Annotated in this window: 24 protein-coding genes and 1 other RNA gene; 15 read left to right on the top strand and 10 right to left on the bottom strand. The window is 62.7% G+C overall.

The window, feature by feature from the left end; genetic code table 11:
• Positions 1–30 precede the first annotated feature (30 nt).
• Positions 31–1,068 carry an acyltransferase family protein gene (locus GGR44_RS03810; RefSeq protein ID WP_183954080.1) on the top strand — a complete coding sequence of 346 codons (1,038 nt, stop codon included), beginning with the start codon at positions 31–33 and terminating at the stop codon, positions 1,066–1,068.
• A 71-nt stretch (positions 1,069–1,139) separates the two neighbouring features.
• On the opposite strand, the gene GGR44_RS03805 is transcribed toward GGR44_RS03810, so the two are convergent.
• Positions 1,140–1,910 (bottom strand): CsgG/HfaB family protein, encoded by a 771-nt coding sequence (locus GGR44_RS03805; RefSeq protein WP_183954079.1) that lies wholly within the window; start codon positions 1,908–1,910, stop codon positions 1,140–1,142.
• 187 nt (positions 1,911–2,097) lie between these two features.
• On the opposite strand from GGR44_RS03805, the gene lepA reads away from it, so the two are divergent.
• From lepA to GGR44_RS03790, 3 genes are read left to right on the top strand one after another with little or no spacing between them, the layout of a single operon-like run.
• A complete protein-coding gene (lepA, locus tag GGR44_RS03800) occupies positions 2,098–3,903 on the top strand; it encodes a translation elongation factor 4 (protein ID WP_183954078.1) in 1,806 nt (601 codons plus the stop codon).
• A gap of 50 nt (positions 3,904–3,953) precedes the next feature.
• Positions 3,954–4,520 (top strand): LysE family translocator, encoded by a 567-nt coding sequence (locus GGR44_RS03795; protein WP_221214239.1) that lies wholly within the window; start codon positions 3,954–3,956, stop codon positions 4,518–4,520.
• A gap of 23 nt (positions 4,521–4,543) precedes the next feature.
• Positions 4,544–4,849, top strand: coding sequence for an alkylphosphonate utilization protein (locus GGR44_RS03790; RefSeq protein WP_183954077.1), 306 nt, complete (start codon positions 4,544–4,546; stop codon positions 4,847–4,849).
• A gap of 12 nt (positions 4,850–4,861) precedes the next feature.
• Here the strand turns inward: GGR44_RS03790 and GGR44_RS03785 are convergent, their stop codons facing one another.
• Complete coding sequence (locus GGR44_RS03785; RefSeq protein WP_183954076.1) at positions 4,862–5,410, bottom strand: nuclease; 549 nt, start codon at positions 5,408–5,410, stop codon at positions 4,862–4,864.
• A 121-nt stretch (positions 5,411–5,531) separates the two neighbouring features.
• Between GGR44_RS03785 and GGR44_RS03780 the strand changes: the two genes are divergently transcribed.
• Positions 5,532–5,918: a PH domain-containing protein gene (locus tag GGR44_RS03780; RefSeq protein ID WP_183954075.1), complete on the top strand. Its 387-nt coding sequence runs from the start codon at positions 5,532–5,534 to the stop codon at positions 5,916–5,918.
• A gap of 173 nt (positions 5,919–6,091) precedes the next feature.
• A complete protein-coding gene (locus GGR44_RS03775) occupies positions 6,092–6,784 on the top strand; it encodes a hypothetical protein (protein ID WP_183954239.1) in 693 nt (230 codons plus the stop codon).
• Positions 6,785–6,802: 18 nt separating this feature from the next.
• On the opposite strand, the gene GGR44_RS03770 is transcribed toward GGR44_RS03775, so the two are convergent.
• From GGR44_RS03770 to GGR44_RS03745, 6 genes are all read right to left on the bottom strand, one after another.
• Entirely contained in the window at positions 6,803–8,029 is a 1,227-nt protein-coding gene (locus GGR44_RS03770; RefSeq protein WP_183954074.1) for an NAD(P)/FAD-dependent oxidoreductase, read from the bottom strand.
• A gap of 100 nt (positions 8,030–8,129) precedes the next feature.
• Entirely contained in the window at positions 8,130–9,116 is a 987-nt protein-coding gene (locus tag GGR44_RS03765) for a right-handed parallel beta-helix repeat-containing protein (protein ID WP_183954073.1), read from the bottom strand.
• Between the two features lie 98 nt (positions 9,117–9,214).
• Positions 9,215–10,099: a 3-hydroxyisobutyrate dehydrogenase gene (mmsB, locus tag GGR44_RS03760; protein WP_183954072.1), complete on the bottom strand. Its 885-nt coding sequence runs from the start codon at positions 10,097–10,099 to the stop codon at positions 9,215–9,217.
• Positions 10,100–10,120: 21 nt separating this feature from the next.
• Positions 10,121–11,188, bottom strand: coding sequence for an enoyl-CoA hydratase/isomerase family protein (locus GGR44_RS03755; protein WP_183954071.1), 1,068 nt, complete (start codon positions 11,186–11,188; stop codon positions 10,121–10,123).
• 17 nt (positions 11,189–11,205) lie between these two features.
• Positions 11,206–12,348, bottom strand: a complete 1,143-nt coding sequence (locus GGR44_RS03750; RefSeq protein WP_183954070.1) for an acyl-CoA dehydrogenase family protein — start codon at positions 12,346–12,348, stop codon at positions 11,206–11,208.
• 90 nt (positions 12,349–12,438) lie between these two features.
• Positions 12,439–12,651: a hypothetical protein gene (locus GGR44_RS03745; RefSeq protein ID WP_183954069.1), complete on the bottom strand. Its 213-nt coding sequence runs from the start codon at positions 12,649–12,651 to the stop codon at positions 12,439–12,441.
• Between the two features lie 110 nt (positions 12,652–12,761).
• Here GGR44_RS03745 and GGR44_RS03740 point away from each other — a divergent pair, with 110 nt between their 5' ends.
• The 4 genes from GGR44_RS03740 to GGR44_RS03725 are packed head-to-tail and all read left to right on the top strand — an operon-like array spanning position 12,762 to position 16,100.
• The gene (locus GGR44_RS03740) at positions 12,762–13,664 is read left to right on the top strand and encodes a LysR family transcriptional regulator (RefSeq protein ID WP_183954068.1); all 903 of its coding nucleotides are present in this window, start codon (positions 12,762–12,764) and stop codon (positions 13,662–13,664) included.
• A gap of 42 nt (positions 13,665–13,706) precedes the next feature.
• Positions 13,707–14,348, top strand: coding sequence for a class I SAM-dependent methyltransferase (locus tag GGR44_RS03735; RefSeq protein WP_183954067.1), 642 nt, complete (start codon positions 13,707–13,709; stop codon positions 14,346–14,348).
• A 52-nt stretch (positions 14,349–14,400) separates the two neighbouring features.
• Positions 14,401–15,333 carry an ATP-binding cassette domain-containing protein gene (locus tag GGR44_RS03730; protein ID WP_183954066.1) on the top strand — a complete coding sequence of 311 codons (933 nt, stop codon included), beginning with the start codon at positions 14,401–14,403 and terminating at the stop codon, positions 15,331–15,333.
• Positions 15,330–16,100, top strand: a complete 771-nt coding sequence (locus tag GGR44_RS03725; protein ID WP_183954065.1) for an ABC transporter permease — start codon at positions 15,330–15,332, stop codon at positions 16,098–16,100. Before GGR44_RS03730 ends, GGR44_RS03725 begins: the two co-directional genes overlap by 4 nt.
• A gap of 29 nt (positions 16,101–16,129) precedes the next feature.
• Here the strand turns inward: GGR44_RS03725 and GGR44_RS03720 are convergent, their stop codons facing one another.
• Positions 16,130–16,450 carry a hypothetical protein gene (locus GGR44_RS03720; RefSeq protein ID WP_183954064.1) on the bottom strand — a complete coding sequence of 107 codons (321 nt, stop codon included), beginning with the start codon at positions 16,448–16,450 and terminating at the stop codon, positions 16,130–16,132.
• Between the two features lie 429 nt (positions 16,451–16,879).
• On the opposite strand from GGR44_RS03720, the gene GGR44_RS03715 reads away from it, so the two are divergent.
• Complete coding sequence (locus tag GGR44_RS03715; protein ID WP_183954063.1) at positions 16,880–18,130, top strand: lipoprotein-releasing ABC transporter permease subunit; 1,251 nt, start codon at positions 16,880–16,882, stop codon at positions 18,128–18,130.
• On the top strand, positions 18,123–18,800 hold the full coding sequence (locus GGR44_RS03710; RefSeq protein WP_183954062.1) for an ABC transporter ATP-binding protein: 678 nt from the start codon (positions 18,123–18,125) through the stop codon (positions 18,798–18,800). The genes GGR44_RS03715 and GGR44_RS03710 overlap by 8 nt, the downstream gene beginning before the upstream one ends.
• 42 nt (positions 18,801–18,842) lie before the next feature.
• Here the strand turns inward: GGR44_RS03710 and GGR44_RS03705 are convergent, their stop codons facing one another.
• Positions 18,843–20,015, bottom strand: coding sequence for a Yip1 family protein (locus tag GGR44_RS03705; protein WP_183954061.1), 1,173 nt, complete (start codon positions 20,013–20,015; stop codon positions 18,843–18,845).
• Between the two features lie 133 nt (positions 20,016–20,148).
• On the opposite strand from GGR44_RS03705, the gene dnaE reads away from it, so the two are divergent.
• The 3 genes from dnaE to GGR44_RS03690 all read left to right on the top strand — a co-directional run bounded on the left by dnaE (position 20,149) and on the right by GGR44_RS03690 (position 24,716).
• The gene (gene dnaE, locus GGR44_RS03700; RefSeq protein ID WP_183954060.1) at positions 20,149–23,685 is read left to right on the top strand and encodes a DNA polymerase III subunit alpha; all 3,537 of its coding nucleotides are present in this window, start codon (positions 20,149–20,151) and stop codon (positions 23,683–23,685) included.
• Between the two features lie 13 nt (positions 23,686–23,698).
• Positions 23,699–24,054, top strand: a transfer-messenger RNA (tmRNA) gene (ssrA, locus tag GGR44_RS03695).
• A 281-nt stretch (positions 24,055–24,335) separates the two neighbouring features.
• Positions 24,336–24,716, top strand: coding sequence for a tetratricopeptide repeat protein (locus tag GGR44_RS03690; protein ID WP_183954059.1), 381 nt, complete (start codon positions 24,336–24,338; stop codon positions 24,714–24,716).
• Positions 24,717–24,774: the final 58 nt, after the last annotated feature.

Genomic DNA, 24,774 nt, shown 5'->3' with positions numbered 1-24,774 from the left:
TCTGTTGCTGATCTGTTGCTAAGGCGGGGCATGGCATCGCCCCCCCATGTCCGAACCGGCCGTCTGACGGAACTGGATGCGCTTCGCGGCATCGGGGCGCTGTGCGTGCTGATCTTTCATTATTCCACGCGGTTTCACGAGTTGTTCCCGCAGGCCCAGCATGTGCCGTTCAGCTTCCCCGGCGGCAATTACCGGGTTCTGCTTTTCTTCACCATTTCCGGCTTTGCGATCTTCTTCACGCTTGATCGGATCGGGACGGTGGCGGATTTTGTGGTCAACCGCTTCGCCCGGCTCTACCCCGCTTATATCGTCGCGATGCTGACGACATTGTCGATCGAATATCTGGCGCAGGCGACGGCGCTGCTGATCGGTCCGATGGCGATCATGGCCAATTTCACCATGTTACAGGGCTTCGCCTTCATTCCTGAAGTGGACGGCGCCTATTGGACGTTGACGGTCGAGATCGCCTTCTATTTCTGCATGATCGCGCTTTGGCGATTTGGCGGCGTCAGGCGGCTGGAGCCGATGCTGCTGCTGTGGCTGGGCCTGCGGACGCTTTATCAGCTTTGGCCCGATATGCCGGAACGCATCGTCATGCTGCTGGTCCTGCGCTATGTGCCCTTTTTCATCATCGGCATGTTGTCCTACCGGGTGTGGAGGGGGCAGCGGACATGGCGTCAGCAGGCACCCTATGCGCTGGCGGTGCTGGCTTCGGTCGCGGTCGGGGAGACATGGGATGTGACGCTGGCAGGCATAGTATTGCTGCTTGGCTTCGCTGTGCTGATCCGCGGGAACATGCGCTTTATCGCCCTGCGACCGCTCGTCTGGCTGGGCGGCATCAGCTACAGTTTCTACCTGATCCACCAGCATGTCGGCTTTGTCGTCATGCTGAAGATGACGGAGGCGGGCTATAGCCCCTGGCTGGGCTTTGCGGCGGCGTTTCTGGTGGCGCTGGCGCTGGGGACGATCATCAACCGGCTGGTCGAGCGCCCGGCGGGCGACGCCATCCTGGCATGGTGGAATCGTCGCCGCGAGCCATCCGCCCGCATCGCGCCGCTCTCATCCTGATAAGGCTGAATGAAAAAGGGCCGGCCCATAGTCGGGCCGGCCCTTATCTCAGTTTACCTGCTGGGCGCCGCTTATTGCGCCTGCGGAGCCGCCGCCGCCGCATTGTCGGGCAGGCCGCCCAACTGCGTCACCAGCTTTGTATAGGCGTCGAGATAGGCGAGCACGATCACCTGGCCGATGGCTGTGTTCTGATAACCGCCGCCGCCGACAGCGGCCAGACCGCCCATCCAGCCGACGCCGCCGCCGCCGCCGAAGCTGAGGTCCGACTTGCGGAAATAGCCTTCGGTCATCGCTTCTTCCTCGGTCGTGCGGGCATTGACGATCGACAGGGTGACGTTCGCCTCGCTCTTCTTGATCGAAATGCCGCCCATCAGGCCGCCCAGCGTCCGCCCGCCGAGCATGCCGCCCAACATGCCGCCAATGGCGTTGCCGCCGCTGTTGTTGTTGGCGGTGACGATGTCAGGCTGAAGGAAATAGTCGGCGGCCTTCACCTGGCCCCGGCCAAGGTTGCTGCCGGCCTGCAATTCGCCCGAATCCGCCATCGCGCGCTCCAGATTGCGGCTGGCCATAGAGCGGCCGCGGTTGACCAGACCGAAGCAGCCCGACTGCTGCACGAACAGCTTGATGATGGCTTCCGGGCTGCCCAGGTTCATCTCGCGCCACCACTGATTGTCTGGCTCGACAATGGCGACGGTGCCAAGACGCTTGGTGCAGTGGGGAATTTCCATCTGCTTCTTGACCTGGGCCTGACGGCCCGACGACCCCTTGTCGGCGGCGGCAGCGGGTGCGACGGTCATCGCAACGGCGGCGCTCGCCACCAGAAATTTCGCAAAACCCTTCATAATATTGAACCCCGTAATGCTCGTTGACGATGTGCTTTTTGCCATTGCGACCCGGCATTTGTCGTGATCTCTATCACAACGGCACCATGGTTCAAGCAACCGGGCGCGGATGACGGCGATTGTCACCACATCCGCCCGTTACGGGACAGGCTGACAGGCCGAAGAAACGCTGCTAGTGCGCGGCGCCATGACCGACCTTTCGCGCATTCGCAACTTTTCCATCATCGCCCATATCGACCATGGCAAATCGACCCTGGCCGACCGCCTGATCCAGCGAACCGGGGGGCTGACAGACCGGGAAATGTCGGCGCAGGTGCTCGACAATATGGATATCGAAAAGGAGCGCGGCATCACCATCAAGGCGCAGACCGTGCGCCTGGATTACACCGCGCGCGACGGGCAGGTTTACGAGCTGAACCTGATGGACACGCCTGGCCATGTCGATTTCGCCTATGAAGTGAGCCGGTCGCTGGCGGCCTGCGAGGGCGCGCTGCTGGTCGTCGACGCGGCGCAGGGGGTGGAGGCGCAGACGCTGGCCAACGTCTATCAGTCGATCGAGCATGACCATGAAATCGTGCCGGTGCTGAACAAGATCGACCTGCCCGCCGCCGAGCCGGAAAAGGTGCGCGCGGAGATTGAAGAGGTGATCGGCCTCGACGCGTCAGAAGCGGTGCTGGCCAGCGCCAAATCGGGCATCGGCATCGACGACATATTGGAAGCCATCGTCGCCAAGATCCCGCCGCCCAAGGGCGACCGCGATGCCCCGCTGGAAGCGATGCTGGTCGATAGCTGGTACGACCCCTATCTGGGCGTCGTCATTCTGGTGCGCGTGGTGAACGGCGTCATCAAGAAAGGCCAGAACATCAAGTTCATGATCGGCGGCACCGAGCATCTGATTGACCGCGTTGGCTGTATGCGGCCCAAGATCGAGCAACTGCCAGAGCTTGGCCCCGGCGAAATCGGCTTCATCACCGCGCAGATCAAGGACATCAGCCAGACCCGTGTCGGCGACACCATCACTACGGTCAAGAATCCGGCCGCCAAGCCGCTGCCGGGTTTCAAGGAAGTGCAGCCGGTGGTGTTCTGCGGCCTGTTCCCGGTCGACGCCAATGATTTTGAGAAGCTGCGCGATTCGATCAGCAAGCTGCGCCTGAACGACGCCAGCTTCTCCTTCGAAATGGAGACCAGCGCCGCGCTCGGTTTCGGCTTCCGTTGCGGCTTCCTGGGGCTGCTCCATCTGGAAATCATCCAGGAGCGGCTGACCCGCGAATATGATCTCGACCTTATCACCACCGCGCCTTCGGTGGTGTATGACATGCATATGAAGGACGGGACGGTGCGCCATCTGCACAACCCGGCCGACATGCCCGATCCCAACCATATCGAGATGATCGAGGAACCCTGGATCGAGGCGATCATCTATTGCCCCGACGAATATCTGGGCTCGATCCTGAAGCTGTGTCAGGACCGGCGCGGCATCCAGAAGAATTTGACCTATGTCGGCGGGCGGGCGCAGGTGACCTATGAACTGCCGCTCAACGAAGTGGTGTTCGATTTCTACGATCGGCTGAAGTCGATATCGCGCGGCTATGCCAGCTTCGATTATCACCAGATCGGCACGCGCGAGGGCGATCTCGTCAAGATGAGCATCCTCGTCAACAACGAGCCAGTCGATGCGCTGTCGATGATCGTTCACCGCAGCGCCGCCGAGGCGCGCGGCCGGCATATGTGCGAGCGGCTGAAGGATCTGATCCCCCGCCACCTGTTCAAGATCCCGATTCAGGCGGCGATCGGCGGCAAGGTGATCGCGCGCGAGACGATCGCGGCGATGCGCAAGGACGTGACCGCCAAATGCTATGGCGGCGACATCAGCCGCAAGAAGAAGCTGCTCGACAAACAGAAGGAAGGCAAGAAGCGGATGCGCGAATATGGCAGCGTCCAGATTCCGCAGGAAGCCTTCATCGCGGCGCTGCGCATGGGTGACGAGAGCTGACGGGCGCATCAGGCATCGGCGCGATCGACGCAGGCTTTCTGCTGACTGCGTTGGCGCTGGAACTGACGCCCGGCATCAACATGACCTGGCTGGCGCTGTTGAGCGCGGCGGCCGGCAGGCGCGCCGGACTGGCGGCGGTGGCCGGCATCGCGCTGGGCCTGTCGCTGCTGGGTGCGGCTGCCTGGCTGGGCGCGTCGGCTCTTCTGAACGACCATCCCTGGATTGCTGGACTTCTGCGCGCTCTGGGGGTTCTTTATCTGTTATGGATGGCGTGGGACGCATGGCCGCGCGAGGGCGACGATCCCCTCGCATTTGGTCGGATTTCGGCCGGATTTCGGCGGGGACTGCTGACCAATCTGCTCAACGCCAAGTCCGCCCTGTTTTTCGTGACGGTGCTGCCCGGTTTCGTTCATGGCGCAACCGCTGTGCGTCCGCAACTGGCGGCGCTGACCATGGCCTATGTCGGCGTCGCCACCGTCGTTCACATCGGTATCGTGTTCCTGGCAGGGCAGGCGCACCGCTTGCTTGTCGATCCAGAGCGGAATAGAGGCATCCGCAGATTGTTCGCCTTCGCGCTGATGGGTCTGGCCCTGATGCTGGCGCTTCGCCGGGGTTGAGTGCTGGTCGACGGGATTTTGAGATGAGCGCAGATGAAGATTATGTGTTCGACGAGGCGTCAGGCGAGTGGGTGCCTGCGTCGCAACTGGCGGGCCAGGGCGACGGGGCCGATGTCGTTGAAGTGCGCGACGCTGTCGGCAACATCCTGGCGGATGGCGACCAGGTCACCTTGATCAAGGATCTGGTCGTCAAGGGGGCCGGGCAGACGCTCAAGCGGGGCACGCTGATCAAGTCCATTCGCCTGACGGGCGATCCGCAGGAAATCGACTGCCGTTATGAGGGGATCAAGGGGCTGGTGCTGCGCGCGGAATTCGTCAAAAAGCGCTGATCGAATGGAAGATCAGGCCCCTTCGCACCAGTCAACGGGCGCAGGTGACCAGGATCGGGCGAGTCCCTTGGCGATCAGCACCGATCCCAGAGACACATTGTCGCGCAGCAGGATGCGCGCGCGTGAATCGCTCTCGGTCGGGTCTTTCCGCGCTTCGAACGCGCCGCCGTTCATCATCGACAACATCGCCCGACGGCTCTGGTCAGCCAGCCGCGCTTCGGCCGGACATTGGGGATTGGTCAGGCTGGGCACACTGATGTCGGCGATGCGATAGGATTTGCCACTGAGCATGAATTCGTTCGCTGAAATCAGGCAACTGGTCGACATGTCGTCGCCGCAAGGCGTGAAGGTTTCGGATACGCGAATGGAAAGGTCGGCGCCGGGCTGGCGCGATCCGGGCAGCAGGTCTTTCAAAACCCAGGCCAGGGCGCCCGCGAGCAACAGCGCGACAATCAATGTGCCCATCGGCACGATTCCTGTCCGGCGATCCTCGCGTTCCTGCAGCCAGGCGTCCGATCCGGACGCCTGACGATCGTCAACATCGTAAAGATTGCGTGCCATGTTCCATTCCTGACTCCGCGCGACCTTGGCAAAGGAAGGCAAATATTCCGTTAACTGCTGCGGCTTGACGACTATCGTTCGCCTATGGTCATGTCGATCGACGCCAAGGAGAATGCAGGATATGGCCGAACTGTGGCTCTATGATGAGAATCCGGCGATGTTCCGGGCGCATCCCTTCCTGTTTGTTCTGTTATTGCTTTCCATCGTGGGGATAGTGGGCCTTGGCATATGGTGGATACGTTGCAGGGGCGAGCGGTTGGCGGTCAACGAGCGTGAGGTGTTGATGGAGCGCGGCCTGCTCTCCAAGCAGCGAGTCCAGGTCGCGCTTTCCAGTGTCCGTAGCGTCCGTATTTCGCAGACTCTGGGCCAGCGCATCTTCAATGTCGGCGACGTGGAATTATTCAGCGCCGGCGACTATGCCGAAATAGCGATGCGCGCGATGCCCGACCCCGGCCGTATCCGCGAAATTGCCGCCGCGCGGCAGGTGGACATCTTGCCGCCGCGATGACCGGATGGCGCCCGGTGGACACAGGCCCCTTGACTTCACGCCATTTATTTCAACGATAGCGGCGAGCGCCGACGTCAGAGCGGCCCAGTGCAGGAGGATGCCAGAAACGGTCGCCGGAACGCATCATGCGATCCGGCGCGAGAAGGGGTCTTCGGGGCATGGCCATGCGTATAATGGCGTCACTGCCAAATCTGACACCGCAGGAGCGTGAGGACATAAGACAGTCCTGTGGCTTCGCCTGTGTCCGGTGCGGCGTGACAATCTATCGTTATCTGGCGCTGCCCGCCGAATCGCGGGAAAAAGGCGCCACATTATTATGCCCCACCTGCCATGGGCTGGTGGAGGAAGGGCGGTTGACGCCCACACAGGTTTGCAGTTTCCACGCCAACCCCGTCGTGCGTCAGCGCCATTTCGCACGCGACCGGCTGCCCTTTTCGAGCGAGATGCCGCACCTGATCGTCGGGGGATCGCGCCTTTTGCGCGACACGCCCATCCCCGTCACCGTGGATGGCGAGCCGCTGTTGATCTTCGCGCCGCCGCGCCGGGCCAATGGCGCGACACGCATCAGTCTGCGGCTGGCCGCGCCGGATGGAACGCCAGTGCAGATCATCGACGGCAATGAATGGCTGCCGACCGACGGCAGTTGGCATTTCCTGCTGCGCGGCGATCGCTACAGCATCATGGCGGCGCGCGGGGATGGGCTGGCCGTCCTGCGCATCGTCGCGCGCAACAGGATCGCGGTCGAACATCTCCGCGCGACCATCAAGGGCCGCCGTATCGAAATCACGCCCGACTGGCTGGAGATCGACGGCAAGCGACACATCGACCGCATCGGCAGCGGTTCGCTGATCGGGCTGGAATTATAACCAGCCCGACCGGCGGCGTCAGGCGAGGCCGACTTCCTTCAGCGGCACGGCCGGATCGGCCAGTTGCGCCTGGTCCAGCACCGCGCCCGACACCACATGGGCGCGACCCTGCACATAATCCTTGACCGCGTTGACGCAATCGAGCGCGATCAGCTTGCCGCCGCGCAGATAGAGAACCGAAAAGCTGCGCGCCGCCGGATCGCCGCGCAATATGGTCTGGTCATGCCCGGTCGACAGGCCAACGGTCTGGAGCTTCAGATCATATTGATTGGACCAGAACCACGGCACCGCATGATAGGGCTCTTCCTTGCCCAGGATGTGGGTCACGGCCGTCTTTGCCTGATCATTGGCGTTCTGCACGGATTCCAGACGGATGCGCGCGCCGCGGGCAAAGTCGTTTTCATGCGCGGCGCAATCGCCCACGGCATAGATGTCGGGCAGCGACGTGCGGCAAAATTCGTCGACGTCGACGCCATTGCCGCCCGCAGCGCCTGCCGCCACCAGGGGACCGGTTTCAGGGATGATGCCGATGCCGACGATCACCATGTCGGTTTCGATCCTTTCGCCATCCTGCATCAGCACGGCGGTAGCGACCCCGTCGGTGACCTCGATGCAGTCCATCTTTGCGCCGGTGCGCAGGTCGACGCCATGGGCGCGATGCTCAGCTTCATAGAAACGCGACAAATCTTCGCCCGCGACTCGGGCCAACACCCGGTCCAGCGCTTCGAGCAGGACAACCTTCTTGCCGAATTTGGACAGCACGGCGGCCGCCTCCAGCCCGATATAGCCGCCGCCGATGACGGTGACATGGTTGATGGTGTCGAGCTTCGCCATCATCGCGTCGACATCGTCGCGACGACGGACGGCGTGGACATTGGGGGCGTCGGCGCCGTTGCAGGTCAGCATCCGGGGACTGCCGCCCGTGCACCAGATCAGCTTGCCATAGCCGATTTCCGCATCGCCCGCAGTGACGAACTTGCCCTCGGGATCGACGGATTTGACACGGCGTCCCAACAACATGTCGATGTTGCGCTCTTCCCAGAAGCTAGCCGGACGGATCAGGATGCGTTCGAACGTCTTTTCGCCCGCGAAATATTCCTTCGACAGCGGCGGGCGCTCATAGGGCGGATATTGCTCGTCGCCGATCATGGCGACCGAACCTTCAAAACCCAGTTGGCGCAAAGCAATCGCCGCTTGCGCGCCTGCATGGCCGGCCCCGACGATCAACACATCATAATAGCTCATCCGCTCTCAACTTCCCTTAGACTCTCTCCGAAGTGGGAGGTGATTGACGCGCTTTTGCGCCGGTATCAAGTCGGGATTATACTGAGGCCCGGCTGATTTTTCAGCGACGCGCCCGAACGCGGTTGCCATCGATCTGATTGCGTTCGGCATGGTCCATGTCGTCGATGCTGCTGCCGAAGGGATAACCAGCGTCGTCGCCGCACACCGGGCTGCGGCCCTTGCGCGCGTTCTGGCCCACCAACACGCGAGGCTGGGCGCCGATATAGTCGAAATCATTGCCGGTCACGATGTTGTCGGTTGGGGCCTGATGGCGGATGACGCTGCGCTCGCCGCAGTTCCGATAGATTTGCGCGGCGGCCTTCCCGCGAAGGACGATGTGGTTGCCCCGGATGCTGTTGTGCGCTGATCCGTCGATCGCAATCATCTCGCGGCGCGGCTCAAAATCGATATCATTGCCTTCGATCCGGTTCCATCCGCCTTCATGGTCGAGATAGATGGCCAGCGTGCCCTTGCCGTCGATCCGGGAGTCGAGCAGGCTGAAACGAGTCACGCCGGGACCGACATAGAGCGGAATATTATTGATCGCCGTCAACCGGCTGTCGCGGATGGTGACGTTGATGGGAGCCGCGGTCTGCGCGACTTTGGTAAAGTCGGCCTTGCGCGATGCGTCGACCAGCTGTTCGACCTTCTGTCCCGCGCCGACGCCATAGATATGGACCGCGCCCAATATGGCGCAGCGCTCGACCAGCACTTGTTCGGGGCGGCTCCAACGTCCCGGCCCGGCCATGCGCGACCAGATGGCGAGGGTAGGCATCCGCACGTTGATTCGTGCCGCGCCCGGCGTCAATTTGCCGCCATTGCAGTCGAGATGAACGCCCGAAGCCTGCTCGCCTTCGATCAGGATAGGCCGGGCGATATTTTCGCCGCGCTTCAGCGTGATGCTGCAATTGAGAGGGAAGGCGCCTTCGCCCGGCTTTGCCGGAGTCAGCAGCTTTTGGCGCGTGGCGGCGGGGCAGGGAGCCGCTCCCGGTAAAGCGGGGCGTTCGCTGGTCGCCATGGCCATGGCCAGAAAAAATGACAGCATCATCGGACCTCATCAGGGTTACGGAACCGGAACGGGCAGAAGCCGCCCCGGTTCCCCAAACGCCATAGACTGGGCCGGATGAAGCGCCGATGAGCGGCTTGTTACTTGCCCTTCAGCATTTCGATCATCAGCGAGAAGTCGCGACCGGCCTCACCCTTGTTGGCCAGCATCTGGTACAGCGCCTCGGCGGCGTTGCCCATCGGCACGCTGGCCCCCGCCAATGCGGCGGCTTCGGTGGCGAGCTTCAGATCCTTGAGCATCAGGCCCACTGCAAAACCGCCCTGATAGCCATTGTCGGCCGGGCTTTGCGGGCCAACGCCAGGCACCGGGCAATAGCTGGTCATCGACCAGCTCTGTCCCGAAGAAACGCTGGAAATATCATAGAAAGTCTGGGCGTCGAGGCCCAGTTTCTCGGCCATGGCGAAGGTTTCGCAGGTGGCCACCATCGTCGCGCCCAGCAACATGTTGTTGCAGATCTTCGCCGCCTGGCCATTGCCGGCGCCACCAGCATGAATGACGGCCTTGCCCATGGCCGACAGGATCGGCCTGGCTTTGGCAAAGGCTTCGTCCGCGCCGCCGACCATGAAGGTCAGCGTGCCGCCATTGGCCGCCGCGATGCCGCCCGAAACCGGCGCGTCGACCATTTCGAAACCGGCCGCCACAGCCGCTTCGATGACGCGGCGCGCGGTCGCGACGTCAATGGTCGAACAATCGAGGAACAGCGCGCCCGGCTTGGCGGCGGCGAATATCTCGCCAGTGTAGACGGCTTCGACATGCTTGCCGGCGGGCAGCATGGTGACGACGGCATCCGCGCCCGTGGCCGCGTCGGCGGCGCTGGTCGCGCGCACGGCTCCCGCCCCTTCGGCGCGCGCCAGCGCCTCTTCCGACAGGTCGAATGCGCGCACGGCATAGCCGTTCTTCAACAGGTTGGCGGCCATGCCGCCGCCCATATTGCCCAGTCCGATGAAGGCGATGGTCATGTTCATTTCAGGCGTCCTCTTTTGTCTTCAGCCATGCGTTGCGGCGACTTGCGGCAACGGGGTCCATGTCTTTTCGGGCGGCAGCGGCGCGAAAATGGCGTCGATCATGGCGTCGCTCACATCCTCCAGCGTGGCCGGATTCCATTGCGGCGCATTGTCCTTGTCGAAAATCACCGCGCGCACCCCTTCGACAAAATCAGGGCGGCGAATGATGGCGCATGCAAGGCCAAATTCCATGACCATGTTGTCGGCAAAGCTGGTCTTGGCCGCGCCCTCGATCAACTGGCGCAAGGCGACCTTGATCGTCTGGGGGGATTTGGTGGCGAGCACGGCCAGCTGCTTCTTCGCCCATTCGCCGCCATCGGCCTTCAGCGCCGCAACAATGTCCTCCGCCTTGTCGGACGCGAACAGCCGGTCGATGTCAGCGCGGGCGGCGGCGAGTTTGGAGGCGGGCGGTTCCTGCGCGGCATCGTCCAGGATGCCGACCAGCGCGGCCGGATCGGCAAGGATGCGGGCCTTGACCGCATCCAGACTGTCCGACGCCATATAATGGGTGGCGATGCCGGCCGCCGCGCAATCGGCCCCGTCGATACGCGATCCGGTGGACGCCAGCCATGCGCCGATGCGGCCGGGCAGGCGTGGCAGGAACCAGCCGCCGCCGACATCGGGGAACAGGCCGATGCCTGTTTCGGGCATGGCGAAGGTTGTGCGTTCGGTCGCAACGCGGTAGCGCGTTGGCAGCGATATGCCCACGCCCCCGCCCATGACTATGCCGTCGATGAACGCGACGATCGGCTTTTCATAAACGAACAGCAGATGGTTCATGCGGTATTCGAGGAAGAAGAAATGTTCCGCTTCGGTGCAATCCGCCTTGGCGCTGTTGGCGATCAGGGCGATGTCGCCCCCGGCGCAGAAACCGCGCCCTTCGCTGTGATCCAGCATGACCGCGACGACGCTGTCGTCCTCGCGCCACGCCAGAAGCGCGTCGTTGATCGCCTGGCACATTTCCGGCGTCAGCGCGTGAATGGCCTTGGGCCGGTTCAGCCGGATGCGGCCGACGCCGTTCTCAATCGAAATCAATACCTGATCGGTCATCGCAAATCCCCCTCGCCTCACTGCCGCAGCATGTCGCGCGCGATGATCATGCGCATGACCTGGTTGGTGCCTTCCAATATGGAATGAACGCGCAGGTCGCGCCAGAAACGTTCGATGGGATAGTCCATCAGATAACCGTAACCACCGTGCAGTTGAAGCGCGCGGTCGACCACGGAGGACCCGGTGTCCGTGGCGAACCGCTTGGCCATGGCGGCAAAACGAGCCTTGTCGGGCGCGTTTTCTGTAACCTTGACCGCCGCAGCATAGAGCAGGGTTCGGGCCGCCTCCAATTCCGTCTGCATGTCGGCCAGCGTGAACTGGGTATTTTGAAAGTCTGCGATAGACTGGCCGAACTGTTTGCGATCCTTGGTGTATTGGACCGCTTCGTCGATGCAGCGCTGCGCGCCGCCCAGCGAGCAGGCGCCGATGTTGAGGCGGCCGCCATCAAGGCCCATCATCGCAATGCGGAAGCCTTCGCCCTCCGCGCCGACGAGATTTTCAACCGGAACGCGCACGCCGTCGAAGTTGACCTGCGCCGTCGGCTGCGAATGCCAGCCCAGCTTGCGTTCCTGCGCGCCGAAGCTGACGCCATCCATATCCTTTTCGATGACCAGGCAACTGATGCCCTTGGCGCCGTCGTCGCCGGTGCGGCACATGACGACATAGACTTCATTTTCGCCGCCGCCGGAAATGAACTGCTTGGACCCCGTGACGACATAATGATCGCCGTCGCGGACGGCTTTTGTTTTGAGCGCCGCAGCGTCCGACCCGGCGCCGGCTTCCGTCAGGCAATAGCTGCCCATTTTGTCCATCGGCACCATGGCAGGCAGATATTTGGCCTTCACCGCCGCCGAACCGAAGCGATCGATCATCCAGGCGGCCATATTGTGGATGGAGATGAAGGCGCTGGTCGAAGGACAGCCATAGGCCATGGCTTCCATGATGAGCGCGGATTCGAGCCGGCCAAGGCCGATGCCGCCCGATTCCTCCGACACATAGATGCCGCCAAAGCCCAGTTCGGCGGCGGCGCGGATCGTGTCGCGCGGAAAGATGTGCTTTTCATCCCACTCGCCGGCATGGGGGGTGATAGCGTCGGCGGTAAAGCGCTGCGCCATTTCCTGAATGGCGCGCTGGTCTTCGTTCAGGTCGAATTGGGTCATGCTTGCTTGCCTGTATTGTTGCCGCGCCATGCCAATGGACGGCGGGATGAGAAACGGAGGGGGTCTTTATCGTGCTGCCCCCGTCCATTGTCACCCCATGGTGGGAATGACAAACGCGCTGTGGCAGCCGCCGCCGCGCCAGCGTGGAGTGATGGTCTGGACCGCATCGACGGCGCGGTCGAGCGGGGCGGCGTCGCCCAGAGCGAAATGGGCCTGACCGCCGCCTTCATTGGGGGCGAAAATGTCAAAGGGGATTGCTGCGGGCACATCGGCAAAGGCCAGCTTGTGGCTGATCTCACGCATGGGTTGGCATCCTCCTGATGGTTGAATGCGCTTTGAACTCTTGCGCTATTGCAAGCAAGAGGACAGTTTTGCAAGAACCCGCTGCAATTTTGCAGTTATTGGGGCCGGCGATGTTCGACTGGGACGACCTGCGCATCTTTCTGGCGGTGGCGCGCGCGCGCAAGGTTGCTCCGGCCGCGCGCGCTCTTGGCATTGACGCCACGACCATCGGGCGCAGGCTGGCCCGACTGGAACAGGCTTTGGAAGCCAGCCTGTTTGAGACTCTGGGCGGCGAAAGGGTGCTGACGGAACGGGGGCAGGCGTTGATGCGCCATGCCGAAAGCGTCGAAAGCGCGGCGCTGGCGGCGGTCGAAGAGGTGACGGGGGAGGAGCGCAAGCTGGCGGGGCAGGTCAGGCTTTCGGTGGCGGAGGGGTTTGGCACATGGATTTTGGCGCCGGGTCTTGCCGACTTTCATGCCCGCCATCCGGGTATCAGGCTGGACCTCATCACTGCGTCAGGCTTCCTGAACCCGTCAAAGCGCGAAGCGGACATGGCGGTCATGCTTGCCCGGCCGCAGCGCGGGCGTCTGTCGGTCAGGCGATTGGGCGATTATCGCCTCCATCTTTACGGCGCGCCGTCCTATCTGGCGGAGGCGGGCGTGCCCGACAGCCCCGGTGCGCTGCGGGAACATGCCTTGATCGGCTATGTGCCGGAGTTCATTTTCTCCCCGGAACTGGATTATCTGGACGAGGTTGAAGCGGGGCTGGAGGCGCATCTGCGTTCGACCAGCATCAACATGCAGCACAGCATGATCGCGGCGGGCGTGGGAATCGGGGTTTTGCCGGATTTCATTGGCCGACGCGACTCATCGCTTGTCGCGCTTATGCCTCAACAGGTGGAGATTGTGCGCAGCTTCTGGCTGGTGACGCATGGCGACCTGCGCAATCTGGCGCGGATCGAGGCAGTGGCGAATTGGTTGCAGGAAAGAGTGGCGACGTTAAAGCCAATCGACGGCGGCGTTTCGCCTCGCTAAGACAGGGATCGATAGAGGTAACGGAGCGGTCGCATTTCGCCCATGCAGCATAAGCCAAAGCGCGTTCGCGCTATCGCCCTGCCGGGTGGCGAATTTCGCGAAAAGGCGACCGAATATCTGGATTTCCTGGCCGCCTGGGTTGCCAAGCCGCGCCAGACGGCGTCGGTGGTGCCGTCGAGCCGTTATCTTGCCCGGTTGATGGTGCGCGACATCGATCCAGCCGATGGCCGGGTGATGGAACTGGGCGGGGGCACGGGCGTGTTCACCCGCGCCATCCTGCAAACCGGGCTGCCGCTCGACAAACTGGAAGTGGTGGAGATCAACGCCGCCTTCGCGCGCGGGCTGCGCCGCCATTTTCCCGGTGTTTCGATATTGGAAGTGCCAGCTCAGATCGTGTCGACGCAGGCCGCCGGGGAGCCGGGCAGTTACCAGACGATCATCAGCGGGCTGCCGCTGCTGGCGATGGATCGCTCGGTTCATGTCGACATATTGTCGGAGGCTTTCCGGATGCTGGCGCACGGGGGCAGCTTCATCCAGTTCACCTATTCACTGCGCCCGCCCGTCCATCGCGAGGTGCTTGACGCGCTGGGGCTGGAAGTGAGTCGGGTGGGGCAGACGGTGCGCAACTTCCCGCCCGCCACGGTCTTTCGATTTGTGCGGCGCGTCGACCCGATGGGTTGCTAATTGCAATCGGTTTCCTATGTAGCGTCGGCCAATAATATGGGGGTATCGGATCGTGGCATCCATATTGACGGTTGCGGGCCTGACCAAGGTTTACGCCTCCGGTTTTCAGGCGCTCAAAAGGGTCGACCTCTCCATTGAGGAAGGCGAGATTTTCGCGCTGCTCGGCCCCAATGGCGCGGGCAAGACAACGCTGATCTCCATCATCTGCGGGCTCGTCAATCCGTCGGGCGGCAGCGTGACGGTGGCGGGCGGCGACATCATCCGCGACTATCGCGACACGCGCTCCGCCATCGGGCTGGTGCCCCAGGAGCTGGCGACCGACCAGTTTGAAAAGGTGATCGACACGGTGCGCTTTTCGCGCGGCCTGTTCGGCAAGCGGCGCGACGATGCCCTGGTCGAAAAAATCCTGCGTGATCTCAGTCTGTGGGACAAGAAGGACAATCGCATCCGCGAGCTTTCCGGCGGGATGAAGCGGCGCGTGATGATCGCCAAGGCGCTGAGCCATGAGCCGCGTCTGCTGTTCCTGGACGAACCAACAGCGGGCGTCGACGTCGAATTGCGCCGCGACATGTGGAAACTCATCGGGGCGCTGCGCCAGACCGGCGTAACCATCGTGCTTACCACCCATTATATCGAGGAAGCCGAGGAAATGGCCGACCGCGTAGGGGTCATCAACCGGGGCGAATTGCTGCTGGTCGAAGAAAAGCGCGCCCTGATGAAGAAGCTGGGCAAGAAGACGCTGACGGTGACGCTCGCAGAGCCGATCGCGCAACTGCCCGCCGAACTGGCGGGGTCGGCAGTTGCGCTGAAGGATGGAGGGCACGCCATCGAATATGTGTTCGATACCCATGCCGACCGCACCGGCATTTCCGGCCTGCTGCGCCAGATCGGCGATCTGGGCATCGCTTACAAGGATCTGGATACGCGCCAAAGTTCGCTGGAGGACATTTTCGTGAGCCTCGTGCATCAGGAGAAGGCGGCATGAGCGGCGTCAACTGGACCGGCATTTCCGCCATTTATCGTTTCGAACTGGCGCGGTTCCGCCGCACATTGCTGACCGGCCTGCTGGTGCCGGTTATCACCACGACGCTCTATTTCATTGTCTTCGGCTCCGCCATCGGCAGTCGGATGAGCGAGGTCGACGGCACGCCCTATGCCGCCTTCATCGTGCCGGGGCTCATCATGTTGTCGATGTTCACCGAAAGCATCTTCAACGCCAGTTTCGGCATCTACATGCCCAAATTCACCGGCACCATTTACGAGTTGCAATCCGCGCCCGTGTCGGCGGCTGAGGCGGTGGCCGCCTATGTCGGCGCGGCGGCGACCAAGTCGCTTTCGGTGGGACTTGTCATCTTTGCCACGGCGCATCTGTTCGTGGATGTGCCGGTTGCGCACCCGCTGATGATGTTTGGCTTCATGCTGCTGATCGCCATCAGTTTCTGCCTGTTCGGCTTCATCCTGGGCATATGGGCGCAGAGTTTCGAGCAGTTGCAGATCATTCCGATGTTGATCATCATGCCGATGACCTTCCTGGGCGGGGCCTTTTACTCCATTCACATGTTGCCTGAGCCCTGGCGGTCGATCACGCTGTTCAACCCGATCGTCTACCTCATCTCCGGCTTTCGCTGGACTTTCTTTGGCAAGGGCGACGTGGCGATCCAGTTCAGCATGGCCTTCATCGCCGCGATGCTCCTTGTGTGCATCGGCGTGATCAGTTGGATGTTCAAGACTGGATACCGGCTGAAGAAATGAAGCGCGCGGCGGTGCGCGCCTGCCCGGTGTCAGGCGGCCGCGCTCTCCGGCTCAACGGCGAACAGGGTAACGCCCTTATATTTGGCGTCCGACGGGTCATAGAGACCGCCCATATATTCGAAATGTTCATCGACGACGCTGACGTCGTTGAGGCCCGCGACCTTGAAAACACCCAGTTTCAGCTCGCGCGGCGGACGGCCTTCACGCTCCACCGTGACGGCGTCGATGAACATTTCGTCATGGCGCGTGTAAAGGATGTGCGGCGCCAGTTTGACGACCATCTTGTTATAGGTCGCCATCATGCATTTGCGCAGGGCGATCGCCTCTAGGATCGGGGTAGGAGCTTGCATGTCGCGGCCTTAGCAAAAAGCGCCGCTTTGGACAATATTCTTGTGCGATGCAGCATTGCTGGAATGCGACGAAAATCGGCTTGGAACGATCATGCGCCGAGGAGCCTGAACGGAAAAGTGCCCGGGCCGCGCTTTCACGACCCGGGCACTAATGGACGATTGCTCGTCTCCCCCTTGGTATCGCCTCGACCGCCTCTTAGCCCCCTAAGCTCAAGACGGGATGCGATGGTCCCTGAACCACGGCCATTTGCCTGTGTTTCGATTATTTAGCTATGATTCCGCGAGCCCCGAGTCACGGCCAAACTTGCGGGCGTGCGATTTTCATGTCTGTCCTGTGGCGCGATTGCAACAACGCTGCGCCCTTGTCGTTATGGCTCACCCTGCTACATCGCTTGTCCTGCCCCGACCACGAAAGGCCGACGCATTCCCATGATATTGTCGCGTTACGAGCGCATGATCGCCAAGCGCTACCTGCTCCCCGGCAAGGGGGAGGGGTTCATCTTTCTGGTCGCGGGGATCAGCCTGGCCGCTGTCATGCTGGGCGTCGCCGCGCTCATCATCGTGATGAGCGTGATGAACGGCTTTCGCGCTGAACTGTTTGACAAGATCGTGGGGCTCAATGGCCACGCCGTGGTGCAGGGCTATGGCGGTCGCCTGCCCGACTGGCGCGCGGTGCTGAAGGAAGCGAAGGCGACGCCGGGCGTGACCAGCGCAACGCCCCTGATCGAACAGCCTTTGCTCGCGACCTTCCAGGGCCGGGTCGAGGCGGTGCTGGTGCGCGGCATGAACGTGCCCGACATCCGCGAAAATGCGACCTTGAAGGGCAAGGTCGTGGCGGGCAGCCTCAACGATCTTGTCGCCAATGGCGGCAAGGTCGGCATCGGATCGCGTCTGGCCGAAAATCTGGGCATCCAGTTGGGCGACAGCATCACCATCATCAATCCCGCCGGGCGATCCACCCCCTTTGGCACGGTGCCGCGCCAGGTCGCCTATCAGGTCGCCGCCATTTTTGAAGTCGGCATCTATGATTATGACAAGGCGATGGTCGTCATGCCGATGGAGGACGCACAGACATTGCTGCTGCTGGGCGATGTCGTCGGCATGATCGAGGTGGAGACGGTGAACGCCGACCGGGTCGGGCAGATATTGGAGCCGCTGGCGGCGCGGGTCGCCGGGCGCGCGGTCATCACCGACTGGCGCCAGATGAACGCTTCCCTGTTCGAGGCGCTGGCGGTGGAACGGGTGGCGATGTTCGTCATCCTGTCCATCATCGTGCTGGTGGCGGTGTTCAACATCCTGTCCTCGCTGATCATGCTGGTGCGCGCCAAGACGCGCGACATCGCCATCTTGCGGACCATGGGCGCGAGTCGCGCTGGCCTTGTCCGCATTTTCATGTCGGTGGGCGTCACCATCGGCGCGCTCGGCATGATGGCGGGCGTCGTGTTGGGCTTCACCTTCCTCTTCTTCCGCCAGAGTCTGGTCAATGTGATCCAGTTTGTGACGAGGCAAAATCTGTGGGATCCATCGATCCGTTTCCTCACCGAATTGCCGTCGAAGCCCGATCCGGTGGAAATCACCATCATTTGCGTGATGGCGCTGCTGTTCAGCTTCCTCGCCACGCTCTATCCGGCGTTCAAGGCCGCCAATACCGATCCCGTCCAGGTGCTGCGCTATGAATGACATATTGAAGGTGGCGGGCCTGACCCGCAGTTTCACCCAGGGCGGCGAAACGATCGAAGTGCTGCGCGGCGTCGACCTGACCGTCGCGCCGGGTGAGATTGTCGCGTTGCTAGGGCCTTCGGGATCGGGGAAGTCGACCCTCTTGCAGGCCGTCGGATTGCTGGAGGGCGGGTTCGACGGGTCGATCCGCATTGCGGGCGAGGAAGCGGCAAGGCTGGACAACGACGGGCGCACCCGCCTGCGCCGCGACGCGCTGGGTTTCGTCTATCAGTTCCACCACCTGTTGCCCGATTTCAACGCGACCGAAAATGTCGTCCTGCCGCAGGTCATTCGCGGCGCCGACATGGCGAGCGCGCAGGCGCGGGCGCAATTGCTGCTGAGCTCGCTGGGCCTTGGCCACCGGCTGGACCACCGCCCCAGCCAGTTGTCGGGCGGTGAGCAGCAGCGGATGGCGGTGGCGCGGGCGCTGGCCAATCGCCCCGCGCTGGTGCTGGCGGATGAACCGACCGGCAATCTGGACGAGCGCACCGCCGACGTGGTGCTGGCCGAGTTTCTGCGGCTGGTGCGCGGGGAAGGATCGGCCGCGCTGGTCGCCACCCATAATGAGCGGCTGGCGGCGAAAATGGACCGGGTGGTGCAGTTGCAGGAGGGGCGGCTGGTCAGCCCGTGAGGGAGGGGGCCGTCGCGCTGGCGAGGCCCACTCCTTATCCGCTTATTTCGCCATTGCGGCCAGTTTGTCCGGGCCAACGGCGTTCACGGCGGCTTTCAGCTCGTCGATGCCGCCCACCGTGCCGCTGGCCGAGACCATGAAGCGGTTGCCGATGGTCGTCGCGAACTTGCCATGGCGGCTTTCATTGTCCCATTCCTCGTTGACGAGCCGCCCGTCGATGGTCTGGGTGCGTTCATAGCCGGTTGCGGTTTCCTTGCTCTGCTGCACCTGGAATGCCGCGCCGATCCCGGCAATCGCGCCCATGGCCGCCATGTCGACGACCTCCACCTGCATATCGTCATCACCGGCGGTATAGCGGGCGCTGGCGCGCGAACCGCCGGACATGCCCGCGCTTTCGATCTCCGTGCGCTGGAAGCGGCCGATGCTGGCGGGCAACAGCGCCTGAAGCTGGGCGGGCGCCATGGCGACCGGGGCGGCGCCGGGCTTGGTCGCATCCTCCATATCCCTGGCGGCCTGTTCCATCTGCTTGCCAGCCGCTTCCAGCTTGTCGAGGTCGACCTTGCCAACGCCGGGGATCGTCATTTCACCCTGCAGGGATCCTCCGGGGGCCGCTGGTGCAAATATCTTGCCTATGGGCGCCGCCACGGCCCCGGCAATGATGAACAGCACTGCGGCGGCGATGATCGTCACGACTGTGTAGGGCATCGCCTTATCCTGCGGCGCCTTCATCAGCGCGGGGAGGCCAAGATAGAGAAGGTAGAGGCTGTAAAGGCCCAGCAGCCCCAGCACTGACAGCGCTGGGACCAAAGCGAAGACGCCCGACAGCCAGCCCGCCGTCGCGGCATAGGCGGCGACCTTGAACGCCTTCACCTTGTCCTGTTGTCCACCAAATTTGGGCGCGAGAAAGTTGATGATGAAGGCCAGCACGAACAGGCCGATCAGCGAAAACACATATTGGGCGATGGCCGAGGCCAGCGACCCCACCAGCGACGGGCGATAGCTGAAACCAAAGGCGCCAAAACCGAAAATCTGGCCCCCGATGAACTGGCAGACGGGCGTGATGGCCGCCAGGATGACGGCATAGCCCACAAAGATGCCGCCGATGCTGGCGGGTTCACGGTCGATAATCGCCCATTCTTCCTTTGGCTTCAACAGGATCGCCTTGGCGCGATCGACCAGGCCAGGCGTGGTGGAAAGGGGTGGGGTGTCGGTCATTTCTGGCTTCTCCCTGTTTTGAGCCTTGATTGGACCAGCATAGGGCCAGGGTGGCAAGGCCAATGTGCCGCCCGTCACAGGGTCGGCGAAGTTCATGCTGGCGTCGAATCGGCGGCGGTGCCTAAATGCCGATATGTCCCACGCCGCCTTCGTTCCCCTTCGCATATTGTCCTCCTTCACCATGCTGGAAGGCGCGATCGACCCCAAGACAATCGCCAAACAGGCGAAGGCGATGGGCTTTCCGGCGGCGGCGATCACCGACCGTAATGGGCTTTACGGCTCCATGGCCTTTTCCGACGCCTGCAAGGGGGAGGGGGTTCAGCCGATCATCGGCGCGATGGTAGGGCTTTTGCGACCCGGTCGTCCCCAGGGTGCGGCGTCGGTGCATGACTGGCTGACCCTCTATGCGCAGGATGAGGCCGGTTATGACAATCTGTGCGCTCTGGTGTCGATGGCGCATCTCGACCGGCCGGTGGAGGAGGCTCCCCATGTCACCATGGAGGCGCTGGAGGGGCGGACCGATGGCCTGATCGCGCTGACAGCCGGTGGGGAGGGCGCGCTGGCCCGGTTGTTTGCGGAGGACCAGCCCGAAGCGGCGATGGCCTATGTCGACCGGCTGATGGCGCTGTTCCCCGACCGGCTTTATATCGAGATTTGCCGCCGCCTCGATCCGGTCGAAGGCAAGGCCGAGCCCGCGCTCATCGACCTCGCCTATGCGCGCGGCCTGCCGCTCGTCGCCACCAACCCGACCTGTTTTGCCGAACCGGATTTCCATGACGCCCACGACGTGATGCTGTGTATCGCCGACAGCGCCTATGTCGAAACGCCCGACCGCCGCACCAGCTCGCCCGACGCCTGGATGAAGCCCGCCGCTGAAATGCGGCGGCTGTTCAACGATCTGCCCGAAGCATTGGCCAATACGCTGGTGGTGGCGCAGCGTTGCGCGGTCGCCGCCCCCAAGCGCAAGCCGATCCTGCCGAGCCTGGCCGGCGATATTGAGGGCGAGGCGCGGATGCTGCGCGAACAGGCGACGGCGGGGCTGGGGGCGCGGCTGGAAAAGCTGGGTATCGCCAATGACGAAGCGCGCAAACCCTATTTCGACCGGCTGGAGTTCGAACTGGGCATCATCATCCAGATGGGTTTCCCCGGTTACTTCCTGATCGTTGCCGACTTCATCCAATGGGCCAAATCGCATGATATTCCGGTCGGGCCGGGCCGTGGTTCGGGCGCGGGGTCGCTGGTCGCCTGGGCGCTGACCATCACCGATCTCGATCCGCTGCAGCTGGGGCTGCTGTTCGAACGCTTCCTAAATCCCGAACGTGTGTCGATGCCCGACTTCGATATCGACTTTTGCGAAACCCGGCGCGGCGAGGTGATCCGTTACGTCCAGCAGAAATATGGCGCCGACCATGTGGCGCAGATCATCACCTTTGGTAAGCTGAAGGCGCGCGCCGTGCTCAAGGATACCGGCCGTGTGCTCCAGATGAGCTATGGCCGGGTCGACCGGCTCGCCAAGCTGGTGCCCAACCACCCGACCGACCCGTGGACGCTGGAACGATCATTGAACGGCGTCGCCGAGTTCAGGGCGGAATATGACAATGACAATCAGGTCAGACGTCTGATCGATTACGCCATGAAGCTGGAGGGTTTTCCCCGACACAGTTCGACCCATGCGGCCGGCGTTGTGATCGGCGACCGGCCCTTGCAGCAGCTTGTCCCGCTCTACCGCGATCCGCGATCCGACATGCCGGTGACGCAGTTCGACATGAAATATGTCGAGGGCGCGGGGCTGGTGAAATTCGACTTTCTGGGCCTGAAAACCCTGTCGGTGCTGCAAAAGGCGGTGCAGTTGCTGGCCGCGCGGGGGGTGACGGTCGATCTGGAAGGTCTCGCCTGGGACGACAGCGCGGTCTACGACCTGCTCCAGCGCGGCGACACGGTGGGCGTGTTCCAGTTGGAATCGGAAGGGATGCGCAAGACGCTGGCGGCCGTGCGGCCGACCAATTTCGGCGACATCATCGCGCTCGTCTCGCTCTATCGCCCTGGTCCCATGGACAATATCCCGATGTTCGGGCGTCGCAAGAACGGGCAGGAGGAGATTGAATATCCCCATATCCTGCTCAAGCCCATCCTCGAGGAAACCTATGGCATTTTCGTCTATCAGGAACAGGTGATGCAGGCCGCCCAGATATTGGCGGGCTACAGCCTGGGCGACGCCGACCTTCTGCGCCGCGCCATGGGCAAGAAGATCAAGGCGGAAATGGATGCCCAGCGCGCCCGCTTTGTGGAAGGGTGCGCCAAGAGCGACATCAGTCCGGCCAAGGCGAACGAACTGTTCGATTTGATCGACAAGTTTGCAGGCTATGGCTTCAACAAGTCGCACGCCGCAGCCTATGCCCTGCTTGCCTATCAGACGGCATGGCTGAAGGCGCATTATCCGGCGGAATTTTACGCCGGGTCGATGGCGTTCGACATCCATCTGACCGACAAGCTGACGGTGTTCGTCGACGATATGCGACGCATGGGGCTGACCTGCCTGCCGCCTGACATCAACCGCAGCGGGGCGGACTTCACGGTCGAGCCGGTGGAATATCGGGGCGACGATCCGCGTCTGGGCTTTGCCGTGCGCTATGCGCTGGGCGGCCTGAAGGGCGTGGGCGAGAAGGCGATGGAGCAACTGGTCGCAGAGCGCGACAAGGGCGGCCCTTTCAGAAGTCTGGACGATTTCGCCGACCGGATCGAGCCGCGGATGCTGAACCGTCGGCAACTGGAAAGCCTGGCGGCAGCGGGGGCCTTCGATGCTGTGCTGGCCGACCGTGCCGGGGTCCATGCCGCGGCCGAGACGATCCTGTCTGTCGCCGCCAGCAATGCGCAGGCGCGCGAAAGCGGGCAGGGCGGCCTGTTCGGCGACGCGGAAACGCCCCATGCGGATGTGCGCATTCCGACGCATCAGGCGTGGACCGCATCCGACCGCATGGCGCAGGAAAAGGAGGCGTTCGGCTTCTATTTCTCCGCCCACCCGGCCGACCGGTTCCGCCACATCGCAGACGCCAAGGGCGCCCGCACTTATGCCGCGATCTGCGCGCAGCCGGTTTCCGAAGGCGGCCGGTCGATGGCGATCATGGCGGCGATGGTCGAAGATGTGCGCTGGCGCGAAACCAAGCGCGGCGCGCGCTATGCCTCCGCCACCTTTTCCGACAGCAGCGGCCAGTTCCAGGCCAGCTGCTTCGAAGAGGATGGCTGCAAGGCGATAGAGGAGATGGCCCGTAACGGCGAATGCGCCTTGCTGAGCGTCGAACTGGACCGGCAGCCGGGAGAGGAAACCCCGCGCGTCACCGTGCGCGGGGTCCAGCCCTTTGCCCAGTTGGCGATGGCGGCGCGGATGGAATTGCTGGTCGAGGCGACGGATATGGCGGCCGTCCACGCGCTGGCCCGCCTGCTCGCGAAATCGCACGGCGGACGCAGCGAATTATTCCTGCGAACGGCCGGGGTTTCAGGCGAGATGGTGACGTTGTTTCTGGGCGACGATTATACGCTGGGCGCGGAGGAGGCGGAGGCGATCGCCGCTGTGCCGGGCCTGATCATCCGCCGGTTCCAGACGATGGCTGCCCTGCAGGAGGGGTATCGCATGCGCACGCGCCGTTCGGGCCTGCGGCTGGTGGCGGGTTAAGGCGCATTCGACGCCCCTTGATCGCGCGGGCGGCTTCCCCCATATAGGCTGGTGCCGGGTCCGCCCGGCTATGGTGATAAATTGTGCCGTGAAATAGACGCAGCGGACCCGGGGGCAGTACCCGGCGGTTCCACCACTGGCCCCGGCCGCTCAAAGGGCGGACGGGATCATTGACGGGGCCGAACTAGGATCGACGTGTGTTGAAAGACGGTATTTTCTCCCGGCCTGAGTAAGCCGTAAAACTGTTTAAAACTCATAAGTGCCAACGATAACGAGGCTCTTGCTCTTGCTGCGTAATTGATGGCCTCACGGCCTGACATTACCCAAATAGAACGCGGTTGGACCCACCGGGCAACAGAAGGGATTCCAGCGGCCTCCGGGGGGCCGGGCAACAGAACCCCCGGACCTTTCCAGCATGTCGGCGGCAAAAGGTTCAGGCGGGCGCGTCCTGGCGCCGTTTATCGATTCGCCTTTCGCGTTGAATCGATGCCAACTTGCATGAACCTTTTATGACATTATGATGAAATATTCATAAGCATCTGAAATACGGATGATAAAAGTTGCTTCGGCCGCTTCCTTCGCGCCTTGCTCGAATGTCATCAAGATGAAATAATCCTTCTTATAATGAAAAGTTTTTTTGGAGGAATGCGATGCGCATTTGGCTGGTCGGGACATTGGCTCTGGCGGCGGCGGCCCTGCCATTTTCGGCGCAGGCAGACGATACGATGACCGTTGTCGGCGTGCCCAGTGGGGCGCTGGCTGCCAAATCGCTGATTGCCGGTCAGTATCAGACGGCGGCCGAGCGTCTGTCCCAACGCACGCCTGATTCGATCAATGATCCTGCGCGCCTCATCAATCTGGGCAACGCTTATGCGGGCTTGGGCCGCATGGCCGATGCACGCGATGCTTATCGTGCAGCGGCCTTTGCGCCCGATGAAATGCTGGCGCTGGCTGACGGCAGCGAGGCGACGGCCCGCCAGATCGCCCGCAAGGCGTTGCGTCGGCTGAATGCCGCCTATGCCATGAAATAGCCCTTCGCGCTTGCCCAGGGGCAGGGAGGGGCCGTCGCAGCGATGCGGCGGCCTTTTT

Origin of the sequence: Sphingobium fontiphilum, assembly GCF_014196635.1 — a bacterium.
In the GTDB taxonomy this organism is placed as follows: domain Bacteria; phylum Pseudomonadota; class Alphaproteobacteria; order Sphingomonadales; family Sphingomonadaceae; genus Sphingobium; species Sphingobium fontiphilum.
Note: the sequence above shows the minus strand (reverse complement) of the source record. Positions and strands in the feature narration are given on the sequence as shown.

What these genes read in the sequence shown, in the direction of transcription:
- GGR44_RS03810 (WP_183954080.1), top strand. Translation starts at nt 31, where the DNA reads ATGGCATCGCCCCCCCATGTCCGAACCGGCCGTCTGACGGAACTGGAT.
- GGR44_RS03805 (WP_183954079.1), bottom strand. Translation starts at nt 1,910, where the DNA reads ATGAAGGGTTTTGCGAAATTTCTGGTGGCGAGCGCCGCCGTTGCGATG.
- lepA (WP_183954078.1), top strand. Translation starts at nt 2,098, where the DNA reads ATGACCGACCTTTCGCGCATTCGCAACTTTTCCATCATCGCCCATATC.
- GGR44_RS03790 (WP_183954077.1), top strand. Translation starts at nt 4,544, where the DNA reads ATGAGCGCAGATGAAGATTATGTGTTCGACGAGGCGTCAGGCGAGTGG.
- GGR44_RS03785 (WP_183954076.1), bottom strand. Translation starts at nt 5,410, where the DNA reads ATGGCACGCAATCTTTACGATGTTGACGATCGTCAGGCGTCCGGATCG.
- GGR44_RS03780 (WP_183954075.1), top strand. Translation starts at nt 5,532, where the DNA reads ATGGCCGAACTGTGGCTCTATGATGAGAATCCGGCGATGTTCCGGGCG.
- GGR44_RS03775 (WP_183954239.1), top strand. Translation starts at nt 6,092, where the DNA reads ATGGCGTCACTGCCAAATCTGACACCGCAGGAGCGTGAGGACATAAGA.
- GGR44_RS03770 (WP_183954074.1), bottom strand. Translation starts at nt 8,029, where the DNA reads ATGAGCTATTATGATGTGTTGATCGTCGGGGCCGGCCATGCAGGCGCG.
- GGR44_RS03765 (WP_183954073.1), bottom strand. Translation starts at nt 9,116, where the DNA reads ATGATGCTGTCATTTTTTCTGGCCATGGCCATGGCGACCAGCGAACGC.
- mmsB (WP_183954072.1), bottom strand. Translation starts at nt 10,099, where the DNA reads ATGAACATGACCATCGCCTTCATCGGACTGGGCAATATGGGCGGCGGC.
- GGR44_RS03755 (WP_183954071.1), bottom strand. Translation starts at nt 11,188, where the DNA reads ATGACCGATCAGGTATTGATTTCGATTGAGAACGGCGTCGGCCGCATC.
- GGR44_RS03750 (WP_183954070.1), bottom strand. Translation starts at nt 12,348, where the DNA reads ATGACCCAATTCGACCTGAACGAAGACCAGCGCGCCATTCAGGAAATG.
- GGR44_RS03745 (WP_183954069.1), bottom strand. Translation starts at nt 12,651, where the DNA reads ATGCGTGAGATCAGCCACAAGCTGGCCTTTGCCGATGTGCCCGCAGCA.
- GGR44_RS03740 (WP_183954068.1), top strand. Translation starts at nt 12,762, where the DNA reads ATGTTCGACTGGGACGACCTGCGCATCTTTCTGGCGGTGGCGCGCGCG.
- GGR44_RS03735 (WP_183954067.1), top strand. Translation starts at nt 13,707, where the DNA reads ATGCAGCATAAGCCAAAGCGCGTTCGCGCTATCGCCCTGCCGGGTGGC.
- GGR44_RS03725 (WP_183954065.1), top strand. Translation starts at nt 15,330, where the DNA reads ATGAGCGGCGTCAACTGGACCGGCATTTCCGCCATTTATCGTTTCGAA.
- GGR44_RS03720 (WP_183954064.1), bottom strand. Translation starts at nt 16,450, where the DNA reads ATGCAAGCTCCTACCCCGATCCTAGAGGCGATCGCCCTGCGCAAATGC.
- GGR44_RS03715 (WP_183954063.1), top strand. Translation starts at nt 16,880, where the DNA reads ATGATATTGTCGCGTTACGAGCGCATGATCGCCAAGCGCTACCTGCTC.
- GGR44_RS03710 (WP_183954062.1), top strand. Translation starts at nt 18,123, where the DNA reads ATGAATGACATATTGAAGGTGGCGGGCCTGACCCGCAGTTTCACCCAG.
- GGR44_RS03705 (WP_183954061.1), bottom strand. Translation starts at nt 20,015, where the DNA reads ATGACCGACACCCCACCCCTTTCCACCACGCCTGGCCTGGTCGATCGC.
- dnaE (WP_183954060.1), top strand. Translation starts at nt 20,149, where the DNA reads ATGTCCCACGCCGCCTTCGTTCCCCTTCGCATATTGTCCTCCTTCACC.
- GGR44_RS03690 (WP_183954059.1), top strand. Translation starts at nt 24,336, where the DNA reads ATGCGCATTTGGCTGGTCGGGACATTGGCTCTGGCGGCGGCGGCCCTG.